Genomic DNA, 24,644 nt, shown 5'->3' on the forward strand with positions numbered 1-24,644 from the left:
AATTAGTGATTGACATGCGTGTGTCATCTGCGGCACCGTTGCTGTCAACAGGAGGAGAAGAATGCACGAAAAGGAACGCCATAGGATCATTCTGTCTGCGGTACAGGACCGTCCGGTTGCGACGGTTTTGGAGTTGTGCAGCATGACTGGAGCGTCCGAGGCGACAGTGCGGCGCGATATTTCTGCTTTGCATAAAGCTAAGAAGCTGCGCCGCGTGCGTGGCGGAGCAGAGGCGTTACATCCAAATCAATTCCTTGGCTTGGCTGGACGTCCTTTTGCAGTGAATGAAACGATCAACATCGCGCAAAAGCAAGCAATCGCCCGCAAGGCAGTCGAGTTATGCGACGAAGGTGAGCCGATCATTATCAATGGCGGTACGTCGACTTTCCAGATGGTGCACCCTCTAACAACCAAGCGCTTTCAGGTTTTTACCAACTCATTTCCGATTGCCGAGCACCTTCTCCAGAACTCGAAAAACACCGTCTTGATGTCAGGCGGGGTGATCTATCGGGAGCAAAAGATTGTGCTTTCGCCGTTCGATAATGACGTGACCCGCAATTTCTATGCGCGCCGAATGTTTATGGGCGCACAGGGCGTTGGGCCACTTGGCGTGATGGAAGCGGACCCGCTGATCATTCAGGCCGAGCAAAAGCTGATCGGGCAGGCCGATGAGCTCGTGCTTCTAGTCGACTCTAGCAAATTCAAAGCGCGCTCCAGCCTCGTGCTGTGCCCGCTGAACAAGATTGATGTGCTGATTACCGATGAAGGTATCAGCGACCGTGACGCCGCAATGGTGGAATCGGCAGACATCGAACTGATCGTGGTGCCAGTTGGTGCCTCGAAAGAAGAGGTGGCTTCGTAATCACCGACATGAATGCGGAGCTGCAAATGTTTTGGAACCAAAGGGAGGAAATCCAATGAAACTAACCAAACTTCTCGCATCTGCGGCCGTTGCTGCAGGTTTGTTTGCTGGCCCCGCGTCCGCCGAAGACATGCGCATTGCGCTTGTTGTAAAGGCTCTTGGCATCGGCTTCTTTGAGGCTGCTGCGAAAGGCGCTGAAGAAGCAGCCGAAGAGCTTGGCGGTGTAGAAATCATTTACACTGGTCCAACAGACACAACTGCCGAAGGCCAGATCGAAGTGATCAACTCGCTGATCGCGCAGAACGTTGATGCGATTGCAATCTCCGCTAACGACACAGACGCTCTTGTGCCGACACTTAAGAAGGCCATGCAGCGCGGCATCACTGTTGTGTCTTGGGACTCTGGCGTTGCAGAGGATGGCCGTCAGGCGCACCTTAACCCGTCATCGAACCCACTCATCGGCAACATGATCATCAAACTCGCTGCTGATCACCTGCCTGATGGGGGTGAAGTTGCTGTTCTTTCGGCGACTACAACTTCGACAAACCAGAACGTCTGGATCGAAGAGATGAACAAGGTCATGGGCGATTACCCTGGCATCGAAGTTGTTGCGACTGTTTACGGTGATGACCTTGCCGATAAATCCTATCGTGAGGCCACTGGCCTGATGCAATCCCACCCGGATCTTGATGCGATCATCGCGCCAACTTCTGTTGGTATCGTTGCGGCAGCACAAGCCGTTGCTGATGCTGGCAAGATCGGCGAAGTCAACGTAACTGGTCTCGGTCTGCCGTCTGAAATGGCGGGTGCGATCGAAAGCGGTGCGTCCAAGTCCTTCGCAATCTGGAACCCGATTGATCTCGGTTACTCTGCAACAATGCTTGCTCACCAGCTTGCAACTGAAGCAGCAACAGCCGAGCCAGGTGCGGAAATCTCCATTGGTCGCATGGGTACCATCACGCTGGACGACACAAACGCCGCCGCGATGGCCGATCCGTTTGTATACGACTCCAGCAACATCGATGACTTCAAGGATATCTTCTAAGATACTCTGATTACTTAAATCGATTGGCAGGGGCGGCGTAGCATTTCGCCGCCCCACTGCCCAAACGAACAAGCTGCTCAATGCGAGCCGCTACGGGGATGTGTTCATGCAAGACCTTACACAAAAACCAGATGTCAAAACGCAGGGCGGAGCCGTTCTGAAGCTTGACGGCATCACCAAGTCTTTTCCGGGTGTCAAAGCGCTGGATGGCGTAGAGCTGGAACTTCACGCAGGTGAAGTCACGGCGCTCATTGGCGAAAACGGTGCGGGTAAATCGACTGTGGTGAAAACCCTGACGGGAATCTATCAGCCTGATGGCGGCAGCATTCTTTTGAATGGCGCGCCTGTTCGTTTCGCCACACCGCAGGATGCAGCTGATGCGGGCGTTACGGCGATTCATCAGGAAACGGTTTTGTTTGACGAGTTGAGCGTGGCCGAAAACGTCTTTATCGGCCATGCCCCCAAAAACAAGTTCGGTCTCATCGACAAGAAGGCGATGTTTGACCGGACGACCGAAATTCTTAATTCCATCGGCGCCAAGATCGACGCCCATGTGAAACTAAAAGACCTAGGTATTGCCTCTCGACATCTTGTTGCGATCTCTCGCGCGCTGTCGGTCGAGGCGCAGGTCGTGATTATGGACGAGCCAACTGCCGCGCTCAGCCAGACCGAGATCGAAGAACTTTACGAATTGGTCGATACGTTGAAAGCGCAGGGTAAAGCGATCCTCTTTATCTCGCACAAATTCGACGAGATTTTCCGTATTGCGGATCGCTACACCGTGTTCCGCGACGGGCAGTACGTTGGTGCGGGTCTTATGAAAGACGTGAAAGAGGCTGATTTGGTGCAGATGATGGTTGGCCGTGCGGTTGAGCAGCTATTCCCCAAGCGTGAGGCCGAAATTGGCGAAGAAGTTCTTACTGTTGCTGGCTATAGCCACCCGACAGAGTTTGAAGACATCAACTTTACGCTCCGCAAAGGCGAAATCCTCGGGTTCTACGGGCTTGTTGGCGCGGGTCGTTCAGAATTTATGCAGTCGCTTATCGGTATCACCCGCCCGTCCAAAGGCGCAGTGAATATCAATGGCGATGTTCGGGTGATCCGCTCTCCGGCCGAGGCAATCGATGCAGGTATCGTTTACGTTCCCGAAGATCGCGGTAAACAGGGCGCAATCCTTGATATGCCGATCTTCCAGAACGTGACGCTTCCGTCGCTCAAGAAAACGTCACGCGATGGGTTTATTCAACTAGCCAATGAATTCGCTCTGGCACGCGAATATACCGAGCGGCTCGATCTTCGGGCGGCGTCACTTGATACCAACGTGGGCGCGCTCTCTGGCGGAAACCAACAGAAGGTCGTGATTGCGAAGTGGCTGGCAACGAAACCGCGTGTCATCATTCTGGATGAACCGACCAAAGGGATTGATATCGGCTCTAAGGCTGCGGTTCATGATTTCATGTCCGAGCTCGCATCCGAGGGTCTTTCGGTCATTATGGTCAGTTCTGAAATTCCTGAAATTCTTGGTATGTCCGATCGTGTGATCGTGATGCGAGAGGGCCGGATGGTCGCCGAGCTTGAAGGGGATGACATGAAGCCGGAAACCCTTGTTCGCCACGCCGTTGGCATCAATTCAACAGGAGATGCAGCATGAGCGCGCTCAAATCTCGCGAAGCCATTCTATTTGGCGCCATCTTTGCCCTCGTGGCTCTGATCGCAACGCGATTTCCGGGCTTTGTTGCTCCGGGAAACCTCGTTGCGGTGTTTACCGATACAACGCCTCTCATGATCCTCGCGATGGGTCAGATGGTGGTTATTCTCACTCGCTGTATCGATCTTTCAGTGGCCGCAAATCTTGCGCTTACAGGGATGGTCTGCGCCATGATCAACGTGGCCGCGCCCGATCTTCCCGTGGCGGTTATTCTTGTGATTGCGCTTGTGATGGGGTCTGCCCTCGGTGCGATCAACGGTATTCTTGTCTGGAAGCTTAACATCCCGCCAATCGTTGTAACGCTTGGTACGATGACGATTTTCCGTGGTGTGATCTTCCTTCTGACTGAAGGAAAGTGGATCAACGCCCACGAGATGAGCCCGACCTTTACAGGGTTCCCGCGCGCCGAATTCCTCGGCATGCCGGTGCTTGGCTGGATAGGCGTTGTGATTGCGATTGTCATGATGGTTGTCATGGCGCGAACTACACTTGGCCGCGCGGTTTATGCTGTTGGCGGCAACCCTCATGCGGCGGTCTATACGGGTATTGATGTGGGTAAGACCCAGTTCAAAGCCTTTGTGATCTCTGGAATGTTGGCTGGTCTGACTGGCTACCTCTGGGTTGCTCGGTATTCGGTGGCCTATGTTGATATCGCGGGCGGCTTTGAGCTTGATGTTGTGGCGGCCTGTGTGATTGGCGGCGTTTCTATTGCAGGGGGCGCAGGGACCGTTGTTGGCACGCTGCTTGGCGCGCTCTTTCTTGGCGTTGTTAAAAATGCGCTTCCGGTCGTCGATGTTTCACCGTTCTGGCAGCTCGCCATCTCTGGCGCTGCGATCATCATCGCCGTTGCGTTCAACGCAAAATCTGGCCGCTCGAAAGGCCGTGTTATCCTTAAATCTGCGGAGCATGCACAATGAGCCTTGCTGAAAACACCCCCCGTCACATCCCAGACCGGCTGCGCTCTCCTCTTCAGGCGAAACTCGTAAGCTGGGAAAGCCTTCTCCTCGCGGTTGGGATTGGCATCTTTATCTTCAACTCGCTTGCGTCTCCGTACTTCCTCAATGCGTGGAACCTGTCGGACGCGACGTTCAACTTTACCGAAAAGGCGATGATCGCCTTTGCTATGGCGCTACTCATCATCTCTGGCGAGATTGACCTCTCTGTTGCGGCGATTATTGCGCTTGCTTCTACGGCGATGGGTGTCGCGATGGAGATGGGCGCCGGGACGCCAGTTCTTGTACTGGTCGGGCTTGGTACTGGTTTGCTTTGTGGCGCGTTTAATGGCGCGCTTGTGACCAAACTTGGCTTGCCGTCGATCGTTGTGACCATCGGTACGATGAGCCTGTTTCGCGGGATCAGTTACATCATCCTTGGCGATGGAGCCTTCCGTGGGTATCCGGAGAGTTTCTCGTGGTTCGGGCAGGGCTATGTCTTCTGGGTCATCACCGTCGAGTTCGTGATCTTTGCTATCCTCGCGGTAATCTTTGGCGTAGTGCTTCATAAAACCAATTTCGGGCGCATGGTTTACGCGATTGGTAATAACCCAACAGGCGCGCTGTTCTCTGGTATCCGTGTGGATCGGGTTAAGATGATCCTGTTCTTGCTGACGGGCCTTATGTCTGGCCTTGCGGCAGTTTGCTTGACCTCGCGGCTTGGCTCGACTCGGCCTTCAATCGCCTCCGGTATGGAGCTGGAGATCGTCACGATGGTTGTGCTTGGCGGTGTTAATATCCTCGGTGGCTCTGGCTCTATTCCCGGTGTTGTGATTGCGGCCTTCGTTATGGGCCTCGTGACCTTCGGACTTGGGCTGCTCAATGTGCCGGGGATTGTGATGTCGATCTTTATCGGCCTGTTGTTAATCGGAGTAATTGCATTGCCGCGCCTATGGGCGATGCGGCGCAAATCTTGAGGTTAGGCATGGAAAAAGTTGCTTTCTGCATGACCCTTCACGAGGGTAAACTCGATGAATACCGTCGGCGCCATGACGAGATTTGGCCAGAGTTGGTCGATCTTCTGAAAGACGCGGGTATCGAGGACTATTCTATCCACTATCATCCACAAACGCGGCAGCTTTTCGGAGTCCTGTGGCGGAGCGGTGATCACGGGATGGACGATCTTCCCAATCACCCCGTTATGAAGAAATGGTGGGCGCATATGGCGGACATCATGGAAAGCAACCCTGACAACAGCCCCGTAGTTACCGATTTGGAAAAGGTCTTTCATCTGGCATGACACAGCCCCTCGCGCACCCCGAACATATCGCCGTTATCGATGTGGGCAAAACCAACGCGAAACTGGCGCTCGTTGATGGGCAAACCCTGAACGAGATAGCGGTCGTGACCCAGCCCAATACGGTTCTCGCAGGTCCGCCTTATCCGCATTTCGATCTTGAGCGTCATTGGCAGTTTTTCCTCGAACAGCTCAAAGCCTTCCATGCTGAATACGGGATTGATGCGATCTCGATCACAACACATGGGGCGTCGATTGTTCTGCTCGATGAAGCAGGAGATCTGGCAACGCCAATGCTGGATTATGAACATGACGGGCCGGATGGTGTTGCGGAGGAGTATAACGCGCTGCGCCCGCCGTTTTCCGAGACAGGCTCTGCGCGACTGCCTGGCGGATTGAACGTCGGGGCGCAAATTCATTGGCTGTTTCACCAAGACCCAGCCATAAAAGACCGCACCGCACATGTCATAACCTATCCTCAATATTGGGGGCAGCGGCTCACGGGGCGCTGGGCTTGTGATGTAACCTCGCTCGGGTGTCATACTGATCTCTGGAACCCGTGGACTGGCGAAGCTTCTGCGCTGGCGGAGCACCTTGGTATCGCTGACAAGATCGCACCCGCACAAAAATCATCTGATATTCTTGGCCCTCTTTTGCCCGAAGTATCTGCGGCAACTGGCATTCCGCCAGACACGCCGGTTGCGTGCGGCATCCACGACAGCAACGCCTCTCTCGTGCCCCATCTGCGTAAACAGCAGGGCCAGTTCTGTGTGGTTTCAACGGGAACTTGGGTCGTGTGCCTCGCAATTGGTGGATCGGCGCGAAACCTTGATCCTGAGCGGGATTCGTTGGTAAATGTAAATGCCTTTGGGTCTCCGGTTCCATCCGCGCGGTTTATGGGAGGGCGCGAGTTCGAGCTGATCCGCGATGGATCCGACGCGGTTCCAACGGATGCGGACCGCGATGCGGTTCATGACGCTGGTACAATGCTACTTCCTGCAGTCGTTGATAACAGTGGCCCGTTTGCGGGCCGTAACGCCGAGTGGATCAACCCGCCCGAAACGGACGGCGCGCGCATTTATGCGTTGTCGCTCTATCTTGCGCTAATGACGCACACATGCCTTGAACTGGCTGGCGGCGCTGGACCGACGATCATCGAAGGGCCGTTCGCACGCAACCAAGACTATCTTGCGATGCTTTCTGTCTTGCGCAGTGGCGGAATTGAAACGGCATCCTCCGCAACAGGAACAAGCGTCGGTGCGGCGATGTTGTTGCCTGTTAAGGGCAGAACAAACACCGCTCCTGTGCAAAAGCCAAGCGGCGCTGCTCTTGATCGTTTGCAAACTTACGCCTCTGAATGGAAAAGGTGCGTCGAGGGCTAGCTCGGCGACACCGAAATGGAATACGCCGTGCGGAATGGTTCGGACGGCGTGAGGCGTTGCGAAGTTGGGCCGTGCTTGGCCAATGCGGTATCGGGGTTGCAGCTATGGCCGATGCCAAGGTCAAAGACAGAGGCAACCGGCTCGATCCCAAGGGCATAATGGCGGTTGTTCCACGGAGCGAAGTCGCGGCCTCCATTTGACATCCAAAGAAGACAGAACGGGTAATGCGCTGCGTTCCAGTTTAGGCCGACGGAATAGCCCTCATCTGTATTGGCCAGCTTCGCAAACCCATCAGTAACAGCAACCTGCACCAACTCCTCGGTTTGATAGGCGAAAGGCAGGGCGGTAATGTCGATTGCGCCACCATCCGCAGCGGGCATTGCGGTTAGGTCGGTTGAAACCCCGCCAGGCAAGAGTTTTGAAACATTCGGTTCAACCTCGGTTGGATAGATATGCCCGCTCTTTGCAGACGGAATTTCAAGACGCGCCGCGCCGGGCATCTGCGGGAGTGCGAAAACGGGATGCAATCCGATTGGCAGGCTCGCTTCTTTTCTCATGTGGATTTCGAGTGTTATATCTACGGCGGCCTCGCCTTTGCGGCCCTCGATGCGACGAACGAGCTTCTCCACGGGATGATCAGATGGGTAGCTAACTTCAATTTCAGCGCCAGTGCCGAAATGCTTGCGCAGGCTCCAGTCGACGTTTGAGGAGACGCCGTGAGGGTCTTTGTGAAATTCGGCGTTAATGTCCGCTGCCGGTTCCCAGCCGTTTACAAGGTTATCTGGTGGCGTAGTCATTCCAAAAGGCACACATGGCCACTCCCCCCGCAAACGCCGCAAAATTCCGGGCATGTCCGCTGGAGCGTCGGGCTCATCGCCCCAAGGTGCAATCGCGAAGGGCTGAACAATACGCCCGTCCGCCAGCGAAAACTTCACTGGGCCAAGCATGCCACCAAGTGCCGCAACTTCGCCGCGCCCGTGATCCCATTCAAATGACCAGCTCTGGGCCCTGGAATTTACCATGTTTTTGTTGCCTCTTATGGAACGTGATCAAAATGAACCAAAGAGCGACTAATGTCCTCTGTTGCGCGCTCATTCTGAAATTTGCTTATTCTTCTGCGGCGCGTTTTGCCTCGATCATTTCGAGGAGTTGGTCCTTGGTGCGCCCGATATGAGCAGAGAGGAGCGCGCAGCCCTCTTCAATTTGGCCATTTCGCGCGAATTCCAAAAGCTGCCGATGTTCGGCTTTTGCAGGTTCGCGCTGTTTCATCACGCTAAGGTGCAGGCGGATATAGCGGTCGGATTGAACGTTGATCCGGTCAAGCAATTCCGTTGTCAGGCCACGATCTGCTGCCGCGTAAAGCGCGGTGTGATAGGCATGATTAAGCGTTCCCCAGCGTGCGACATCATCTTCGTCATACGAGGTTTCCATCTGGGTCAGGATTTGATCGCAATCGTCGAAATCCTCTTTTGTCATTGATGGGATCGCACGGCGGAACAGGTCCACTTCGATCAGAATGCGCAAATCAAATATCTCGCCGATTTCTTCAAGCGAGTGTTTGGTAACGGTGCCGCCACGGTTATTGGCCCATTGAATCAAGCCTTCCGCATTCAGCCGCTTCAGCGCCTCGCGGATCGGCATGCGCGAAACGTCATACTCTTCGGCTAGGGCCTCTTGCCGGATCGGCTCGCCTTCTGCCATTTCCCCGCTTAGGATCCGTTCCCGAAGGTCGTTCGCAATCTGCTCCGGCAGGCTTTGTTTGGATACGGAGCGCTTTCCGGCCATTGGGTCTTCTCCCTCGTCTTGAATTTTGGATACAAATACCGCCTCAGCGCTGATTTTCCAACTGAAATGGCGACTTTTTTGCTGTTAAGGCGATTGCCTGTCGTTGCCGGATTATTGTATCCAGTATCCATAAATGCAAGGGCGGAGACACAAATGGCAGATACGGTTCGGATCAACCTGAATGATATTCGGGAAATTTCCACAGAAATTCTGGAGAAAGTCGGATACGGCCGCAACCATGCTTCCGCGATTGCGGATATGCTGTATACGTGCCAATTGGATGATTGTCAGTCGCACGGGTTGTTTCGTTTGTTTATGTGTCATGAAACAATGAAAGCCGGTAAAATAGACGGCAATGCAGAGCCTGTTTTAGCGGAGTCAGACAACGCAATCGTGCGGGTTGATGCGCGGGGCGCGATGTCTCTGCTCGCTGTTGAAAAGGCGATGCCGCACTTGATCGCCAAGACGCGGAAATTTGGGATCGCGGCGATGGCCGTCAATAATTGCTTCCACTTTTCGGCGCTTTGGCCGGAAGTCGAACAGCTTTCAGCGGTTGGATTGGCGGGCATGTCGATGGTGCCGAGCCACTCTTGGGTTGCGCCGGCTGGCGGAACGCGCGGCACGCTTGGGACAAACCCGCTGGCGTTTTCGTGGCCGCGGTCGGGGAGGTCTCCTTTCACATTCGACTTCGCCACGAGCGCCTTTGCTCGCGGAGAGATCGAGCTTTACAAACGCGCGGGCAAGCCGCTTCCGGAGGGTGTCGCGGTAGACGCAAACGGAGCGCCAACAACAGACCCACAGGCCGCGCTTGATGGGGCGATGTTAACCTTTGGAAGCTACAAGGGCTCTGCCCTTTCGATCATGATCGAGCTGCTTGCAGGACCATTGATCGACGATCTGACCAGTATGGAAAGCATGGAGTTTGCCGAGGGGAAGGGCGGCGCGCCTTATCATGGGCAAATCATTCTGGCGTTTGACCCAGAGCAATTCAGTGGCGGCAAAGCAGCAGCAAACGACGCGCGCGCAGAGCGTCTTTTCGCGGATATCGTTGATCAAGGCGCGCGGCTTCCGTCGCAACGGCGGTTTGAAGCGCGTAAACGTAACCAAGAACGCGGCTATGTCGAAGTGCCTGCCGCGTTGCTGGACGATTTGCGTAATCTAACTGCTTAGATCACGCGCCCCAAGTATCCGAGAGCCGATAGCCTTCGGGCCACGGATCGCTTGGGTCAAGCATGTGTTGGTGGGTGCCAGTAATCCAGCCGCGCCCGGAAATTTCCGGAACAATTGCGTCGCGGCCTCCGACTTTGGCGGGGCCCACAATTTGGCCCGTAAACCTTGAACCGATGATTGAGACGGCCTCGAAAGTCTGCCCTTGCTGCAGTTGACCTTTTGCCGCCATCAGTGCCATCCGCGCAGAAACGGCTGTTCCTGTTGGGGATCGATCAACTTTGCCAGGTTGGATTGCAACGGCAGACTTTCCCGTTAATCCAGTTTCTGTTTTGCTAACTGGGCCGCAGAACGCGCAGAAAGAGATGTGATCCCAATCCGGGTTTTCGGGGTGGGTGAAGCCAAGTTGTTCGTTGGCGGTATCGGTGATTTTGACGCCCAGTTTTGCAATCTCCTTCGCCTCACTTTCAACGATCTCAAAGCCAAGCGCCTCTGCGTCCACAACAACAAAGCTATCCCCGCCATAGGCCGTATCGACGGTGATTTTACCAAGTCCGTCAACTTCAAGCGGCACCTCGATTTTGTCAGCAAAGCTGGGGAGGTTTTGTACGAAAATGCGCTCGGCCTTGCCGTTGTTGCAGTGTGCGCGCACTCGAACCAATCCGCCCGGTGCTTCGAGCGTCAAGTGGGTCTCGGGCTCTTGCATTGGGATTATCCCGCCATCAAGCAGCACTGTTGAAACGCAAATCGAATTCGAGCCGGACATGGGCGGTGTGTCTTCTGGCTCCATGATGATGAAGGCCGCGTCGGCGTCTGGATGTTTGGGTGGCACCAGTAGGTTCACATGGCGAAATACGCCACCACGCGGCTCGTTGAGAACGAAGTTGCGTAGAGCTCCGTCCTTAGCGATGAAGCTCCGTTGATCCCAAATCGTTTCTCCTGGTGGTGGGGTAACGCCGCCAACAATAACGTCGCCAACTTCGCCTTCGGCATGGGCCGAAATCACATGAATTGTCTTGCTGCTGCGCATTGCGGGGTCTTTCTTGGCGTGGATTAAAAGCGATTGGGCGCGAACGGCTCTAAAGAAATCTTGGAAGATTTGCGCTCAACCATATCGGCAATGAGTTCGGCTGTTCCTGCGGACTGGGTTAAACCGAGATGCCCATGTCCGAAGGCGTAATGTACATTTGGTGCTTTTGGTGCGGTGCCAATGACGGGAAGGCTATCGGGCATAGAAGGGCGAAAGCCCATCCACTGTTTGCCGCCCTCGGTATCTAGTGCGGGCATGAACTGTTTGGCTTTGTCCAGAAGGACTTCAGCGCGCTTATAGTTTGGCGCAAGCTTGAGGCCGCCAAGTTCCACTGCGCCACCAACGCGAATGCCCTCGCCGATCTTGCTTGCAACGAAGCCGTGGGCAGAGAACGTAATCTGCGTCTTTAGGTCAAACGCGCCAGCAGGAAGTGTTGTGTTGTAGCCGCGCTCGGTTTCAAGTGGCAAACGGTCTCCCAGCGTGCGGGTAAGGAAATGGGACCATGCGCCAGAGGCAATGACAACTTGCTTGGCCTGTAATTTCTCGCCCGAAGTTGTGAGGGAAACGCCTTCGCTGCTGTGTTCTACGGAGCGAACTTCCGCGCGCTCAATGCGACCGCCCGCGTTGACGAAGGCCTTTGCGAGATGCTCTGTCCAGAGTTTCGGGTCCGTTACGCCGAGCCAATCTGGGGTGAACACCCCATGGGTAAAGCGCGGGCTTAGTCCCGGCTGGACTTCGGCGATCGCGTCGGGGCTTTCAAGCTTGGTATAGGTGACGCCATGCGCGCTCCGCGCGTCCCATACACGAAGGGCCGCGCGATATTCGGCTTCGCTTTCGTGCAGTTGCAACTCGCCTTTGGGGAGGATGAAATCCGCGCCATTTGTGATTTCAATTTGACGTTTCAACGCCTCGCGCGACAAGGCCATGAGACTCGCGTGGGCCGAAACAGCCTTGTCGTACTGCCGTTTGTTGCTCGCCATAGCAAAGCGCCACATCCAAGGCGCGATCTTCGTGGCATAAGCGGGCGGGATAGAGAGCGGGCCAGTTGGATCAAGCAACCATTTGGGTGCCTTGAGCATGATACCGGGCGTGGCGAGGGGTTCAAAATCGGAGAATGCAAAAGCGCCTGCGTTACCTTGCGAGGCTTCCGCCGCAACACCTTCGCGATCTACGACGCAAACGTCAAAGCCACGTTGTCGAAGTTCAAGCGCGGCGGAGATACCGATTATCCCGGCGCCAATGACGATGATCTCGCTGTTCATAGCCTGCCTCTTTTTGCGGTCGCCTTAGCCGTCAATCGGATTGATCGGAGCCGATGGAATTCCGTTTTTGAATGGATCTTTTACATCAAACAGTAAACGGGATTCCGCCATAACATATGCTTGCCCCGTGAGGCGGGGGATTACGCCGCCTGAACTTCCTGCGGTATAGGAGAGGCGATACGCGCTGCCGATCACGCTTTCTTGGATGATCTCTTCTTGAGGCGCGAGCGCGTCATCAGCCGCCAAACAAGCCAGCCGCGCAGAGCTTCCTGTACCACAAGGTGAGCGATCATATGTGTCGTCAGGGCAGAGTACGAAATTGCGGCTATGTATGGTCGGGTCGTCGGGTGTGTCTTGAAAGATCACATGATCAATCGGTTCGCCGTTTTCACCACCAATCCCCGCAGTAATTGCGGCGGTGCGTATGGCGATTGCGGTGTCAGTGAGGGCGCGAATATTCTCTGGATGAACGGGGAGGGGAGCTGGATCAACGATAAAGAACCAGTTTCCACCATAGGCTACATCCCCAGTAATCGGGCCAAGCTCCGGAACATCAAGCGTTACATCCTTGTGTACACGGCGGCTCTCGATATTGGTCACAGTTACTGTATTCGGATCGGAAAGCTCCACTTCGACAATGCCCGCAGGGGTTTCAATTTTATGGCGGCCAAGGCCGATCCGCCCGAGATGCGCGAGCGTCACGGTAAGGCCGATTGTGCCGTGACCACACATGCCAAGCACCGCGCCCGCGTCAAAATAGATTACGCCCGTCACGCAGCTTGGATCCACCGGCTCTACCAGAAGCGCGCCAACCATTGCGGGCTGTCCGCGCGGCTCGCACATCACCGATTGATAAAATTCAGCATGATCGCGCGCCAAACGTTGCGCGCGCTCTGCAAGCGGCCCGTTCCCAAGGTCGGGGCCGCCATCCAGAATAACCCGTGTAGGTTCTCCGCCAGTATGGCTGTCTATGACATGCATTCAGCGATGACTCCGCCTTGCTTGGACCAATCGGCAAACCATGTGCGGAACAGAGTGTACTGCTGCTCGCAATAGTTGCGCTGGGCGTCTGTGAGTTCGTCGGTTTCGTTGAAGTGGAGACGGTATTCCTCTTCGCCATTCAGGACGAGCAAGTATTTGTAATACAGAACAAGGTCTGTTCCTTCGTCAAAACTGGCCAGCACGCCAAAGGCTTCTTCCAATTCACGGGCGCGCATACGAGCTTCGGCATGACCTGCAGCGGCTTTTTGAGAAAGCGCAGCGAGCAACAGAGCCTCTTTGGGCAGGGCGGTACCGATACCAGTAATCGAGCCGGTCGCGCCGCAGTTGACGAAGCCGTGGTAAACCTCGGTATCAACGCCAACCATGAGCGTGACCTGATCGTCTTTCGAAGTGATATGCTCCGCCGCATAGCGCAGGTCGCTTTTGCCGCCGAATTCTTTGAAGCCGATGAGGTTTGGATGCTCCGCGCGCAGCGCAAGGAACAGGTCTGCGCGGGTGGCGAAGCCATAGACTGGGCTGTTGTAGATGATAGCGGGCACATCCGGCGCGGCTTTCAGGATTGCTTTGAAGTGATTGCGCTGCGCGTCAATCGAGGAGCCGCGCGACAGCACGCGAGGGATGACCATAAGGCCAACAGCACCAACCTTTTGGGCGTGGGCAGCATGGGCAACTGCGGACTTCGAATTGATCGCGCCCGTACCGACAACAACGGGGACGCCAGCCTTTACCAGCCGCTCTACGCCTTCCATGCGCTCTTCGTCGGTAAGAAGGGGCCAGTCCCCCATGGAGCCGCAATAGACAACCGCGGACATGCCCGCGTCGATCATCTCTTTTCCTTTACGCACGAGGGCGTCGTAATCAGGCGTGCGGTCAGCTTTGCATGGGGTCATGAGGGCCGGCATCGTGCCGGTGAAGATGTTTTGGGTCATGGTCTTTCTTTCTATTCGGCCAGTTCGGTTCTAGCGAACATTGGCGAGGAATTTGCGGGTGTGTTCGGATTGGGCGTTGCTGAATATCTGTTCCGGCGGTCCGATCTCTTCCATCACGCCTTGATGGAAAAAGGCGACCCGATCTGATACGTCGCGGGCAAAGCCCATTTCGTGTGTGACGCAAATCATGGTCATCCCTTCTTCGGCCAGCATACGCATGGTTTCAAGCACTTCGCCCACAAGCTCAGGGTCCAGCGCGGAGGTTGCCTCATCAAATAGCATGTATTCAGGCTCCATCGCCAGAGCGCGCGCAATGGCGAGACGCTGCTGCTGCCCGCCGGAGAGGGCGGAGGGGTAGACAGCCAGCTTCTCGCCAAGGCCCACGTGTCTTAGCTGTTGGGCCGCGATCTCGCGCGCTTCGGCCTTGGATTTGCCTTTCACGATCTTGGGGGCAAGGGCGACATTCTCTAGCGCGGTTAGGTGTGGAAAGCTGTTCCATTGCTGAAACACCATCCCAAGGCGCTGGCGCAATTTGTTGATATCAGTGCCTTTGGCGTGGACATCGGTGCCGTCAACGACAACGCGGCCTTGCTGTACGGGCTCAAGCCCATTGATGCAGTAAAGCAGTGTTGATTTCCCAGAGCCAGACGCCCCGATCACAGACAGGACTTCGCCCTTTTCGACGTTGAGGTCGATACCTTTGAGCACGTGCAAAGTGCCGAAGTACTTGTGCAAATCATGGATTTCGATCATTGGGCCCACTTTCTTTCAAGCGACGCGGCATAGCGCGAAATTGGATAGCTGAGCGCGAAATAGAAGGCGCCCGCAATTGTAAGGATCAGGAAGGGTTCCTGTGTTCGGGTGATCAGAATTTGGCTGGCCTTGAGCAGTTCGACATAGCCAAGTACCGAGACAAGCGCGCTGTCTTTCATGACGCCAAGTGCCACGCCAACCCAAGCTGGGAAAACCGCGCGGCCGCCAATCGGAAACACCACGTAGCGCAGGTCTTGCCAATAGGTCATGCCAAGGCTGCGGGCAGCGCGGCGCATCGGTGTCTCGACCGCCTCGATCCCGCCGCGTGCCACATTGGCCACCAAAGACGCGGTATAGATCGTGAGGATCACCACGCCGGATGCAAAAGGATCAAGGTTCAACCCGACAATCGGCGCGAAGTTATAAAACAACACAAGTTGGATGATGAGTGGAACAGAGCGGAAAATGTCCAGCACCGGAGCGACCGTTAAAGTGGCCGCAAGCTTGCCTTCATAGAGCACCCAGCCAAAGAGCACGCCGAGCGCGGTTCCGATTGTGATGGACAAAACCGATATCCACAGGGTCCGAAGCGCCGCTTCGCCAAGAAACAGCAGATCGTTCGGGGTAAACCCGCTGAAGAAGCTTATTGTTGGTTCCATGACAGCCCCCTAGTACCGAAAGAGCCGTGTGGCCAAGAGGCGCGAGGCGATGAGGATAAGCTTGACGATCACGTAGTAGATGACCGCCGTGACGGCGAAGTATTCAAAAATGCGGAACGTCCGACTGGCAAAAAACTGCGTCTCACCAGAGAGTTCGCGAAAGCCAACAAGCATTCCGAGGGATGACATAAGTACCGCCCAGACCATCTGATTGGTGATCGGGTGATAAACGATGCGAAAGACCTGTGGGATAACAATGCGGGTATAGGCCTGCCATGCGGTCATACCGAGGCTGCGGGATGCGCGGAGCTGGGTGTCAGGCACCGCGTTAAACCCGCCACGGAAATTTTCGGCCAGATAGCCTGCGCAGTTAAAAGTTAGCCCCGCAAGCACGATCATGTAAGGCGAGAGGTGAAGGCCAAATGCGCCGAGACCAAACCCGAAGAAGAAGAGCTGAAACAGCGCGGGGGTGTTGCGGGCAAGCTCGACCCAACAACTGGCGAGCCAGCGAATGGGCCCCTTCATATGCATGCGAATAAGCGCAAGGCAGAGCCCGATGATGATGCCTAGAACCATTGCCAATACAGCCACCTGTAGCGTCAGGAATGCTGCGTCAAGCAGGTCAGGCAGGCTCTTCATAACGGGCCGCCAATGGAAGTTGTAATCAAACATAATTTCGGTTTCCGTTGCTCCTGCCCTCAGTCTGGGCAGGAGCGTTTCCGTGAGTGGCGGGCTTAGTACATCACGCCTGGGATGCGGAGTTCAGGTGCGTCACCACCAACATATTTTCCCCAAAGTTCGTCGTAGCGACCGGAGCGAACCTGATGGGTGACGAATAGGTTGAGATAGTTGAGCCAGGTAACGTCTTCGCGTTTGCCAACGACCGAGGTGTAATCGGTGGTCCAAGGCATGCGTGGGCCAGCGACAACCGAGTCATATTGCTGGGTAATCGGGAGAATGGCGGTGTTTGTGGTGATGCCGATATCAGCCTTGCCTTGAGCGACAGCGAGGAACACTTCGTTTTCGGACTGATACCCCTGATAGTTTTTCTCTTCGCCCCACTCAGCCGCGATCTTGAGCCATTCCTGTTCAGGAACAGTCCCAATTGCGGCGGCGACGCGCTTGCCGCGAATATCCTCAAAGCTTTCGATGCCGCTGTCTTTGTTTACGACACCTTGCGCATAGTAAATCGCGTAAGGAATGGTAAAGCCGACGGTGCGGGCGCGGGCGAGGCTGTCAGAGGTTGCGCCAAAAACAACATCAGCGCGACCGGTCACAATAACGGGCAGGCGCTCGGCCCATGTCACAGGGAGAACCTCAGCTTCGACCTCAAGAGCCTCGGCCAGATCGTTACAATAATCCACGTCGAAACCCGCGGGTTCGTTATTGGCGTCGCGGTATCCGATTGGCGGGAAATCGAGCACCACACCGCATCGCAGCGTACCGCGATCTACGACGTCATCCAGAGTGTCAGCGAGGGCAGGGCCCGTCGAAAGCGTTGCGATGGCCGCGATTGCGGCAAGTTTTTTATACATTGAGAACTCCCTAATTTTTGTTGTGAAAATTCTAATAGTGCAGATTGTATCCAAAATCCAATATAAAATTTGCGACGAAGCCAAGAAAGAGGAATAGCAAACGCTTTTCTGTCCTTAACTTGTTGTGAAATAATGGTTTTGTGATTTTGCAGGGCGATATGCTGCTTGCTTTCGAGTGCGCTTGGCGAACCAAAGGGGAGTGGTCGTAACGCCCCGAATCTGCGCTTAAATGCCCGTCCGATTCTGTGGTTTTGCCCGCGGAAATTTACCTTACGTCAGGCCGGAATCGCTGTGATTTTTCGTCAACATATCTAATCTGCGGAATGAGATTTTGCGTTTCTGCGAATTGGCAGGAAAAAATTTTGACGGCATGCGCCAGTTAACTCCCTATGAACAAAGGGACTTTTCGCCTGCGTCAATCGAGCATGGTTTTTGGCTCTTGTTGGTCGAGTTGTGTTACCCTAGGAGTGCTTGACTGTAGATTCTGAATATGGATATTGTATCCAAAATCTAGAATTCAGACCCGCCCGTGCATTTTAACGTGACCGTTCGACGGGAGGGGCGCTCTGAAGCATCTGAAAAAACGAACGGATCCATTTGGGAGATAATCATGAAATCAACCTTGACCATGGCTACCGCTGCATTGGCGCTTTCCGCGTCAACAGCATTCGCCAGCAATCTGGTTTACTGCTCGGAAGGTTCGCCTGAAGGTTTTGACCCTGCGCTGTTTACAGCCGGTACAACCTTTGATGCATCCTCGCACCCGATCTATAACCGCCTGCTGGAATTCGAAACCGGCACAACCAACGTTGTTCCTGGCCTTGCCGAAAGCGTAGAGGCGAGCGAAGACGGTCTGGAGTATACATTCAAACTCCGTAAGGGCGTTAAGTTCCACTCCAACGAAGACTTCACGCCAACACGTGACTTCAACGCAGATGACGTGATCTTCTCGTTCCAGCGTCAGGGCGATGAAAATCACCCTTACAACAGCTACTCCGGCGGTACTTGGGAATATTACCAAGCGATGGGTATGCCAGATCTTGTAGAGTCCATCGAGAAAATCGACGACTACACAATCAAAGTTACTCTGACCAAGCCAGAAGCGCCGTTTGTTGCAAACCTCGCAATGGACTTTGCTTCGATCGTTTCGGCTGAATACGGTCAGGCAATGCTTGACGCTGGCACGCCAGAAAAAATGAACACAGCGCCAATTGGTACTGGTCCGTTCAAATTCGTGGCTTACCAAAAAGACGCGGTTATCCGTTATGCGGCGAATGCCGAGTACTGGAAAGAGCCTGCTGATGTTGAAAACCTGATCTTCGCGATCACACCAGATGCCTCTGTTCGTTACCAGAAGCTGAAGGCTGGCGAATGCCACATCATGCCATACCCGAACCCAGCTGACATCGAAGCGATGCAAGCAGATGGCGACATCACCATGATGGAGCAAGAGGGTCTGAACGTTGGCTATTTGGCTTACAACACAACAATGGCTCCGTTTGACAATCCGAAGGTCCGCAAGGCCCTGAACATGGCGATTGACAAAAACGCGATCATCGACGTTGTTTTCCAGGGGTCCGGCGAAGTTGCTAAGAACCCGATCCCACCAACAATGTGGGGCTACAACGACGCAATCGTTGACGATGCTTACGATCCGGAAGCTGCAAAAGCGATGCTTGAAGCTGAAGGCGTAACTGATCTGAGCATGAAGGTTTGGGCGATGCCTGTTCAGCGTCCTTACAACCCGAACGCACGTCGTATGGCCGAGCTGATCCAAGAAGATTTCAGCAAGATCGGTGTTGATGTAGAGATCGTATCCTACGAGTGGGGCGAGTATCTTGACCGTTCCAAAGACCTCAACCGTGACGGCGCTGTTCTTCTCGGCTGGACTGGTGACAACGGCGACCCTGACAACTTCCTCGCAGTTCTTTTGGGCTGTGACGGTGTTGAAGCGTCCAACCGTGCACAGTGGTGCCACGAGCCATTCGAAGAACTGATTCTCAAGGCCAAGCAGGTCACAGATCAGGCCGAGCGTGCTAAACTTTATGAAGAAGCTCAGGTTATCTTCAAAGAGCAAGCTCCTTGGGCAACAATCGCTCACTCGGTTGTTTACATGCCAATGCGCAACGAAGTTAAAGGCTACAAAGTACACCCACTCGGTGGCCACATCTTCTATGGCGTAAGCGTAGAGTAATCACTCTCTTGAAATCGCCGGAGCCGCCCTTTTAACGGCGCGGCTCCGGCTTTTGCTGTTTCTCGTTAAGAGGTTCCGATGTCGTCTTTGTCCGATTACCGTCAGGTTGCGCGCGACCTGTCTGTTGATGCGGTGGCCCTTGTGCCAGGACCGAATTTCAACCGCGCATTCAAAAAGCCATTCATGTCGCATGAGCGACCGTTTCTCGCAGTTATTCCAGCGAACGGCCCCGAGGCCGCTCTTGTTCCGAACCTGGAGTTGGGAAGCTGGGCGCTTGTCGGATTTGAGGGCGAGGTTTTTGATTGGCGCGATCAGGATGGATATCACGCGGCGTTTTCCGCGTTGACCAAACATCTCAACATTCGATCCCTTGCCGTCGAAGGGCAGGTGATGCGGTTCTTCGTATCAGACGCTCTGAAAAAGGCGCAGCCGGATCTTGAGATCATTGACGGGGAAAAGGCAATCTCGGGCCTTCGGGTTATCAAAACCGAAGAAGATATCGCCGCGCTTCAGGTTGCGATTGAAATCTCCGAACGCGCTTTGGCCCGCGTTCTGGAAGGCGTTGAAATCGGCCAAACAGAAAAACAAATTGAACAGGCGCTGGTGCAGGCCTTGTTTGCCGAAGGCGCAGACGATCAGGCCTTCGCGCCGATTGTTGCTGCTGGTGATAACACCGCCCGCCCTCACGCAAAGGCTCGCGCGGACTACCGCGTTAAGAAAGGCGATGCGCTGCTCTTTGACTTTGGAGCGCGCAAGAACGGATTTGCCGCTGACATCACCCGCACATTCTTCGTTGGTGACGTGAGCGATGAGGGGCGTGCTGTTTACGAAACTGTGCTTGCCGCCAACCTCAAGGGTTTTGACGTCACCAAGCCAGGCGTGACGGCGCATGACATTGATGATGCCGTGACCGGTGTGCTTGAGGCGTCGTCTTTTGCAGACCGTATCCGCACGAAAACAGGCCACGGTCTAGGTCGCGAGGTTCACGAGGCACCTTATATCATGCGCGGCAATACAGAGGTCATGCGCGAAGGCATGGTCTGGACCAACGAGCCTGGCCTCTATCAACTCGACAACTTTGGTGTTCGCATCGAGGATGACGTGCTTGTAACCGAAACCGGATGCAGGTCTCTGACCTCCTTCCCCAAAACTCTGACCATCGTGGGGCGCTAATGCTACGATTCTTACTGAGTAAATTGGCCACGTTCGTTCCGACGTTTATCGGCGTGACCCTTATTTCGTTTATGTTCATCAGGGTGCTTCCTGGCGATCCGATCATTGTTATGGCCGGTGAGCGCGGAATGACCGAGGAACGCTATCAGGAAATGGTCGTGAAGCTGGGCTTTGATAAGCCCGTGATCGAGCAATACTGGAGCTATCTGACGGGCGTGCTGCAAGGCGACCTTGGTGAATCTTTCATCACCAAAAAGCCGGTGTGGGACGAATTCTTTGCCCTGTTCCCGGCTACGCTTGAGCTTTCAATCTGTGCGATGATCTTCGCGATTGTCCTTGGACTTCCGGCGGGTGTTATCGCAGCTGTGAACCGCGGCAAATTCTTTGACCGTGCTCTAATGTCGTCTGCGTTGATCGGGTATTCGATGCCGATCTTCTGGTGGGCGTTGCTGCTGATTATCGTCTTCTCCGGCAACCTTGGCTGGACGCCGGTTTCGGGACGCATCAGCTTGATGTTCTTCTTTGACGATGTGACGGGCTTTATGCTGATCGACAGTTTGCTGTCCGGTCAGAAAGGCGCGTTTGCTTCGGCGGTGCATCATCTTGTGTTGCCAACCATTGTGCTTGGTACCATCCCGCTAGCGGTGATTGCGCGCCAAACGCGTTCTGCCATGCTTGAGGTTCTCGGCGAGGATTACATCCGGACCGCCCGCGCCAAGGGCCTCGCTCCTGCGCGGATCAACGGCCTTCACGCGCTGCGCAATGCGCTGATCCCCGTTGTTACAGTGATCGGCCTGAGTGTTGGTACGCTGCTTGCGGGCGCTATTCTTACCGAAACCATCTTTAGCTGGCCGGGTATTGGTAAGTGGATGGTAGATAGCATCTTCCGCCGCGATTACCCTGTTGTGCAAGGCGGCCTATTGATGATCGCGGTTATTGTGATGATCGTAAACCTGACTGTTGATCTGCTCTATGGCGCGATCAACCCTAAAATCCGGAGGCGGTCATGACAGATCAAGTGGCCAACACCACCGAACCCGCAGAGGTCAAGGAGATTCGTCCGAGTGCCCTGCGTGAATTCTGGTACTATTTCAGCGAAAACCGCGGTGCTGTTATCGGCATGTGGGTGTTTCTTGGGTTTGCATTTTTGGCGGTCTTTGGCCCTCTGATCGCACCCTATGACCCGACAGAGCAGTTCCGTGACCATATCCTGCAACCGCCGTTTTGGCAGGAGGGTGGAAGCTGGGCGTTCCCGCTTGGAACTGACCCGCTTGGCCGCGATATGCTTTCGCGGCTCATCAACGGCGCGCGATATTCCTTCTTTGTTGGTATCGTTGTTGTGTCGGTTGCGGCGTCGGGTGGGATTATCATCGGTCTGCTCTCGGGCTTTGCGCCCAAGATCATCGATACCATCATCATGCGTGTGATGGACATTATCCTTGCTTTCCCATCGCTCCTTCTTGCGCTTGTGCTGGTGGCGATCCTTGGGCCGTCGCTGACCAATGCGATGATCGCGATTGCGATTGTGTTTCAGCCTCACTATGTGCGCCTAACGCGGGCGTCTGTTTTGGCAGAGCGTCAAAAGGACTACGTGACCTCGGCGCGTGTTGCTGGGGCCGGAAAATCGCGGCTGATGTTCATCACCGTACTTCCAAACTGTCTCGCACCGATTATCGTTCAGGGCGCGCTCAGTTTCTCGACCGCGATCCTTGATGCGGCGGCGCTCGGTTTCCTTGGTATGGGTGCGCAACCGCCTACACCAGAGTGGGGCACTATGCTCGCTGAAGCACGTGAATTCATCCTGAGGGCGTGGTGGGTTGTGACCTTCCCGGGCCTTGCAATTCTCGTCACTGTTCTGGCGATCAACCTGATGGGCGACGGCTTGCGCGACGCTCTTGATCCGAAACTCAAGCGGAGCTGATGATATGAGCCTGCTGAAAATCCGAAACCTCTCGGTCGATTTCGCAACGGCCTCTGGCCAGTTCCGCGCGGTTGATAGCGTTGATATGACCGTCGAGAAGGGCGAAGTCATGGCAATTGTTGGCGAAAGCGGCTCGGGCAAATCCGTGTCAATGCTGGCGCTTATGGGCCTCTTGCCGTGGACTGCAACAATCACCGCGGACGAGTTGAGCTTCGAGGGCATTGATCTTCGTAGCATCACTCCGCGTGCGCGGCGCAAGATTATCGGCAAAGACCTTGCCATGATCTTTCAGGAGCCGATGTCCTCGCTCAACCCCTGTTTCACAGTTGGTTTCCAGATCAAGGAAGCACTGCGGTTGCATATGGGGCTAAACCGTGCGGATCGTCACAAGCGCGCAATTGAGCTGTTTGAGCATGTGGGGATCCCCGCGCCGGAAAGCCGATTGAATGTTTACCCGCACCAGATGTCTGGCGGGATGAACCAGCGTGTTATGATCGCGATGGCGATTGCCTGTAAGCCCAAACTCCTGATCGCGGACGAGCCGACAACCGCGCTCGACGTGACTATTCAGGCGCAGATTCTCGATCTACTTGTCTCGCTTCGCGATGAAACGGGTATGGGGCTTGTGCTGATTACGCATGACATGGGCGTTGTGGCTGAAACCGCCGAGCGCGTAAGCGTGCAATACGCGGGCCAACGGGCCGAGGAACAGCCAGTTCGCGACCTGTTTGAGCATCCGTATCACCCTTACACATCTGCGCTGTTGAACGCGCTTCCGGAACGGGCAACGAGCAAGCTTCTGCCAACCATCCCCGGCGTTGTTCCAGGGCAATTCGACCGGCCCAAAGGATGTTTGTTCGCGCCACGTTGCGCTTACGCTCAAGAGAAGTGTCACACGACGCCACCTGTCCCAAGTGGTGACGAGTTTGGCCGTGCGCTTTGCCACTTCCCCCTTGAAAAAGAACAAAGAGGTGTCTCATGAATGCTCCGATTGTAAAGGCAAAGGGGCTGGCCCGTCATTATGAAGTGGGCGGCGGACTTCTGAGTAAAGGCAAAATCGTGCGCGCCCTTTCGGGCGTCGATTTTGAGCTAAGTCCTGGCAAGACTCTTGCGGTTGTGGGCGAGTCCGGCTGTGGTAAGTCCACGCTCGCGCGGCTCATTACGATGATTGAAGAGCCGACGGAAGGCACGCTTGAGATCGACGATAATAATGTGACGCCTGACAACTGGGCCTCGCTTCGAAGCTCGGTTCAGATCGTGTTTCAAGATCCATATGGCTCGCTCAACCCGCGTCAGAAAGTCGGTTACATCCTTCAGGAGCCGCTGATCATCAATCGCCCTGATATGTCCAAGCAGGAACGCGAAGCCAAGGCGCGGGAAATGATCGAATTGGTGGGCCTACGTGCGGAACATTACGACCGTTACCCGCATATGTTCTCCGGCGGGCAGCGTCAGCGGATTTCGATCGCGCGCGCGCTTATGCTTGAGCCGCGCGTTGTTGTGCTCGATGAACCTGTTTCAGCGCTCGACGTTTCCATCCAGAGCCAAATTCTCAACCTTCTGGTGGAACTGCAGGAGCGCCTTGGGTTAGCGTATCTGTTCATCTCTCACGACCTTTCGGTTGTGAAGCATTTCGCCGATGAGGTGATCGTGATGTATTTGGGGCGTGCCGTTGAGCGCGCAAGCAAAGAGGAAATCTTTGCCGCGCCAAAGCACCCTTATACCAAGGCCCTGCTCTCAACCACGCCGCGGGCCGATCCTACAGCCACGAAGGAGCGCATTAAGCTTGAGGGCGAATTGCCTTCCCCGCTTGATAACCTTCCCGGATGCGCATTCGCGCCACGCTGCTGGAAAGCAACCGAGGAGTGCCGCACAGGCCGCCCCGCGCTTGAGGGCGATGCGCATGGCGTCGCCTGTTTCCATCCGGAATAAGATCTGAAAGAGCAAGAAAGGGCCCCTGCGAAATTCACAGGGGCCCTTTGTGTATTATCAGGGTCAGTTTTGCTTG

Annotated in this window: 24 protein-coding genes; 14 read left to right on the forward strand and 10 right to left on the reverse strand. The window is 55.0% G+C overall.

Annotation, left to right across the window (positions count from 1 at the left end):
* Nucleotides 1–61: 61 nt before the first annotated feature.
* From N9C89_RS02710 to N9C89_RS02740, 7 genes are all read left to right on the forward strand, one after another.
* The gene (locus N9C89_RS02710) at nt 62–862 is read left to right on the forward strand and encodes a DeoR/GlpR family DNA-binding transcription regulator (protein ID WP_263952300.1); all 801 of its coding nucleotides are present in this window, start codon (nt 62–64) and stop codon (nt 860–862) included.
* Between the two features lie 55 nt (nt 863–917).
* Nucleotides 918–1,907 (forward strand): rhamnose ABC transporter substrate-binding protein, encoded by a 990-nt coding sequence (gene rhaS / locus N9C89_RS02715; RefSeq protein ID WP_263952301.1) that lies wholly within the window; start codon nt 918–920, stop codon nt 1,905–1,907.
* Between the two features lie 106 nt (nt 1,908–2,013).
* Nucleotides 2,014–3,558, forward strand: a complete 1,545-nt coding sequence (locus tag N9C89_RS02720) for a sugar ABC transporter ATP-binding protein (protein WP_263952302.1) — start codon at nt 2,014–2,016, stop codon at nt 3,556–3,558.
* Nucleotides 3,555–4,532 (forward strand): ABC transporter permease, encoded by a 978-nt coding sequence (locus N9C89_RS02725; RefSeq protein ID WP_263952303.1) that lies wholly within the window; start codon nt 3,555–3,557, stop codon nt 4,530–4,532. The genes N9C89_RS02720 and N9C89_RS02725 overlap by 4 nt, the downstream gene beginning before the upstream one ends.
* The gene (locus N9C89_RS02730) at nt 4,529–5,524 is read left to right on the forward strand and encodes an ABC transporter permease (RefSeq protein WP_263952304.1); all 996 of its coding nucleotides are present in this window, start codon (nt 4,529–4,531) and stop codon (nt 5,522–5,524) included. The genes N9C89_RS02725 and N9C89_RS02730 overlap by 4 nt, the downstream gene beginning before the upstream one ends.
* 8 nt (nt 5,525–5,532) lie before the next feature.
* Nucleotides 5,533–5,847: an L-rhamnose mutarotase gene (gene rhaM / locus N9C89_RS02735; RefSeq protein ID WP_263952305.1), complete on the forward strand. Its 315-nt coding sequence runs from the start codon at nt 5,533–5,535 to the stop codon at nt 5,845–5,847.
* A complete protein-coding gene (locus N9C89_RS02740; protein ID WP_263952306.1) occupies nt 5,844–7,226 on the forward strand; it encodes an FGGY-family carbohydrate kinase in 1,383 nt (460 codons plus the stop codon). Before rhaM ends, N9C89_RS02740 begins: the two co-directional genes overlap by 4 nt.
* Here N9C89_RS02740 and N9C89_RS02745 read toward each other — a convergent pair.
* Both N9C89_RS02745 and N9C89_RS02750 read right to left on the reverse strand, forming a co-directional pair.
* Nucleotides 7,223–8,248, reverse strand: coding sequence for a hypothetical protein (locus tag N9C89_RS02745; protein WP_263952307.1), 1,026 nt, complete (start codon nt 8,246–8,248; stop codon nt 7,223–7,225). The two genes, N9C89_RS02740 and N9C89_RS02745, sit on opposite strands and share 4 nt — an antisense overlap.
* An 85-nt stretch (nt 8,249–8,333) precedes the next feature.
* Nucleotides 8,334–9,011 carry a GntR family transcriptional regulator gene (locus N9C89_RS02750; protein WP_263952308.1) on the reverse strand — a complete coding sequence of 226 codons (678 nt, stop codon included), beginning with the start codon at nt 9,009–9,011 and terminating at the stop codon, nt 8,334–8,336.
* A gap of 153 nt (nt 9,012–9,164) precedes the next feature.
* Here N9C89_RS02750 and N9C89_RS02755 point away from each other — a divergent pair, with 153 nt between their 5' ends.
* Nucleotides 9,165–10,181, forward strand: a complete 1,017-nt coding sequence (locus N9C89_RS02755; protein ID WP_263952309.1) for an Ldh family oxidoreductase — start codon at nt 9,165–9,167, stop codon at nt 10,179–10,181.
* A 1-nt stretch (nt 10,182) separates the two neighbouring features.
* Here N9C89_RS02755 and N9C89_RS02760 read toward each other — a convergent pair whose 3' ends face one another.
* From N9C89_RS02760 to N9C89_RS02795, 8 genes are all read right to left on the reverse strand, one after another.
* Nucleotides 10,183–11,208, reverse strand: a complete 1,026-nt coding sequence (locus N9C89_RS02760; protein WP_263952310.1) for a trans-3-hydroxy-L-proline dehydratase — start codon at nt 11,206–11,208, stop codon at nt 10,183–10,185.
* 23 nt (nt 11,209–11,231) lie between these two features.
* Complete coding sequence (locus N9C89_RS02765; RefSeq protein WP_263952311.1) at nt 11,232–12,470, reverse strand: NAD(P)/FAD-dependent oxidoreductase; 1,239 nt, start codon at nt 12,468–12,470, stop codon at nt 11,232–11,234.
* Between the two features lie 24 nt (nt 12,471–12,494).
* Complete coding sequence (locus tag N9C89_RS02770; RefSeq protein ID WP_263952312.1) at nt 12,495–13,451, reverse strand: proline racemase family protein; 957 nt, start codon at nt 13,449–13,451, stop codon at nt 12,495–12,497.
* Nucleotides 13,439–14,401 (reverse strand): dihydrodipicolinate synthase family protein, encoded by a 963-nt coding sequence (locus N9C89_RS02775; protein WP_263952313.1) that lies wholly within the window; start codon nt 14,399–14,401, stop codon nt 13,439–13,441. Before N9C89_RS02775 ends, N9C89_RS02770 begins: the two co-directional genes overlap by 13 nt.
* 30 nt (nt 14,402–14,431) lie before the next feature.
* On the reverse strand, nt 14,432–15,154 hold the full coding sequence (locus tag N9C89_RS02780) for an amino acid ABC transporter ATP-binding protein (RefSeq protein ID WP_263952314.1): 723 nt from the start codon (nt 15,152–15,154) through the stop codon (nt 14,432–14,434).
* Nucleotides 15,151–15,813, reverse strand: a complete 663-nt coding sequence (locus N9C89_RS02785; RefSeq protein WP_263952315.1) for an amino acid ABC transporter permease — start codon at nt 15,811–15,813, stop codon at nt 15,151–15,153. The genes N9C89_RS02780 and N9C89_RS02785 overlap by 4 nt, the downstream gene beginning before the upstream one ends.
* Before the next feature lie 9 nt (nt 15,814–15,822).
* Entirely contained in the window at nt 15,823–16,485 is a 663-nt protein-coding gene (locus tag N9C89_RS02790) for an amino acid ABC transporter permease (protein WP_263952316.1), read from the reverse strand.
* Nucleotides 16,486–16,547: 62 nt separating this feature from the next.
* On the reverse strand, nt 16,548–17,348 hold the full coding sequence (locus tag N9C89_RS02795) for a transporter substrate-binding domain-containing protein (RefSeq protein ID WP_263952317.1): 801 nt from the start codon (nt 17,346–17,348) through the stop codon (nt 16,548–16,550).
* Nucleotides 17,349–17,958: 610 nt separating this feature from the next.
* Between N9C89_RS02795 and N9C89_RS02800 the strand changes: the two genes are divergently transcribed.
* The 6 genes from N9C89_RS02800 to N9C89_RS02825 all read left to right on the forward strand — a co-directional run bounded on the left by N9C89_RS02800 (nt 17,959) and on the right by N9C89_RS02825 (nt 24,568).
* Nucleotides 17,959–19,542, forward strand: a complete 1,584-nt coding sequence (locus N9C89_RS02800) for an ABC transporter substrate-binding protein (RefSeq protein WP_263952318.1) — start codon at nt 17,959–17,961, stop codon at nt 19,540–19,542.
* Between the two features lie 78 nt (nt 19,543–19,620).
* Nucleotides 19,621–20,715 (forward strand): M24 family metallopeptidase, encoded by a 1,095-nt coding sequence (locus tag N9C89_RS02805; protein ID WP_263952319.1) that lies wholly within the window; start codon nt 19,621–19,623, stop codon nt 20,713–20,715.
* The gene (locus N9C89_RS02810) at nt 20,715–21,725 is read left to right on the forward strand and encodes an ABC transporter permease subunit (RefSeq protein WP_263952320.1); all 1,011 of its coding nucleotides are present in this window, start codon (nt 20,715–20,717) and stop codon (nt 21,723–21,725) included. The genes N9C89_RS02805 and N9C89_RS02810 overlap by 1 nt, the downstream gene beginning before the upstream one ends.
* Nucleotides 21,722–22,636, forward strand: a complete 915-nt coding sequence (locus N9C89_RS02815) for an ABC transporter permease subunit (protein WP_263952321.1) — start codon at nt 21,722–21,724, stop codon at nt 22,634–22,636. The genes N9C89_RS02810 and N9C89_RS02815 overlap by 4 nt, the downstream gene beginning before the upstream one ends.
* A gap of 4 nt (nt 22,637–22,640) precedes the next feature.
* The gene (locus N9C89_RS02820; RefSeq protein WP_263952322.1) at nt 22,641–23,618 is read left to right on the forward strand and encodes an ABC transporter ATP-binding protein; all 978 of its coding nucleotides are present in this window, start codon (nt 22,641–22,643) and stop codon (nt 23,616–23,618) included.
* Nucleotides 23,615–24,568 (forward strand): ABC transporter ATP-binding protein, encoded by a 954-nt coding sequence (locus tag N9C89_RS02825; RefSeq protein WP_263952323.1) that lies wholly within the window; start codon nt 23,615–23,617, stop codon nt 24,566–24,568. Before N9C89_RS02820 ends, N9C89_RS02825 begins: the two co-directional genes overlap by 4 nt.
* The last annotated feature ends 76 nt before the right edge of the window (nt 24,569–24,644 follow it).

Source organism: Halocynthiibacter sp. SDUM655004 (assembly GCF_026015885.1).
Taxonomy (GTDB): domain Bacteria; phylum Pseudomonadota; class Alphaproteobacteria; order Rhodobacterales; family Rhodobacteraceae; genus Falsihalocynthiibacter; species Falsihalocynthiibacter halioticoli.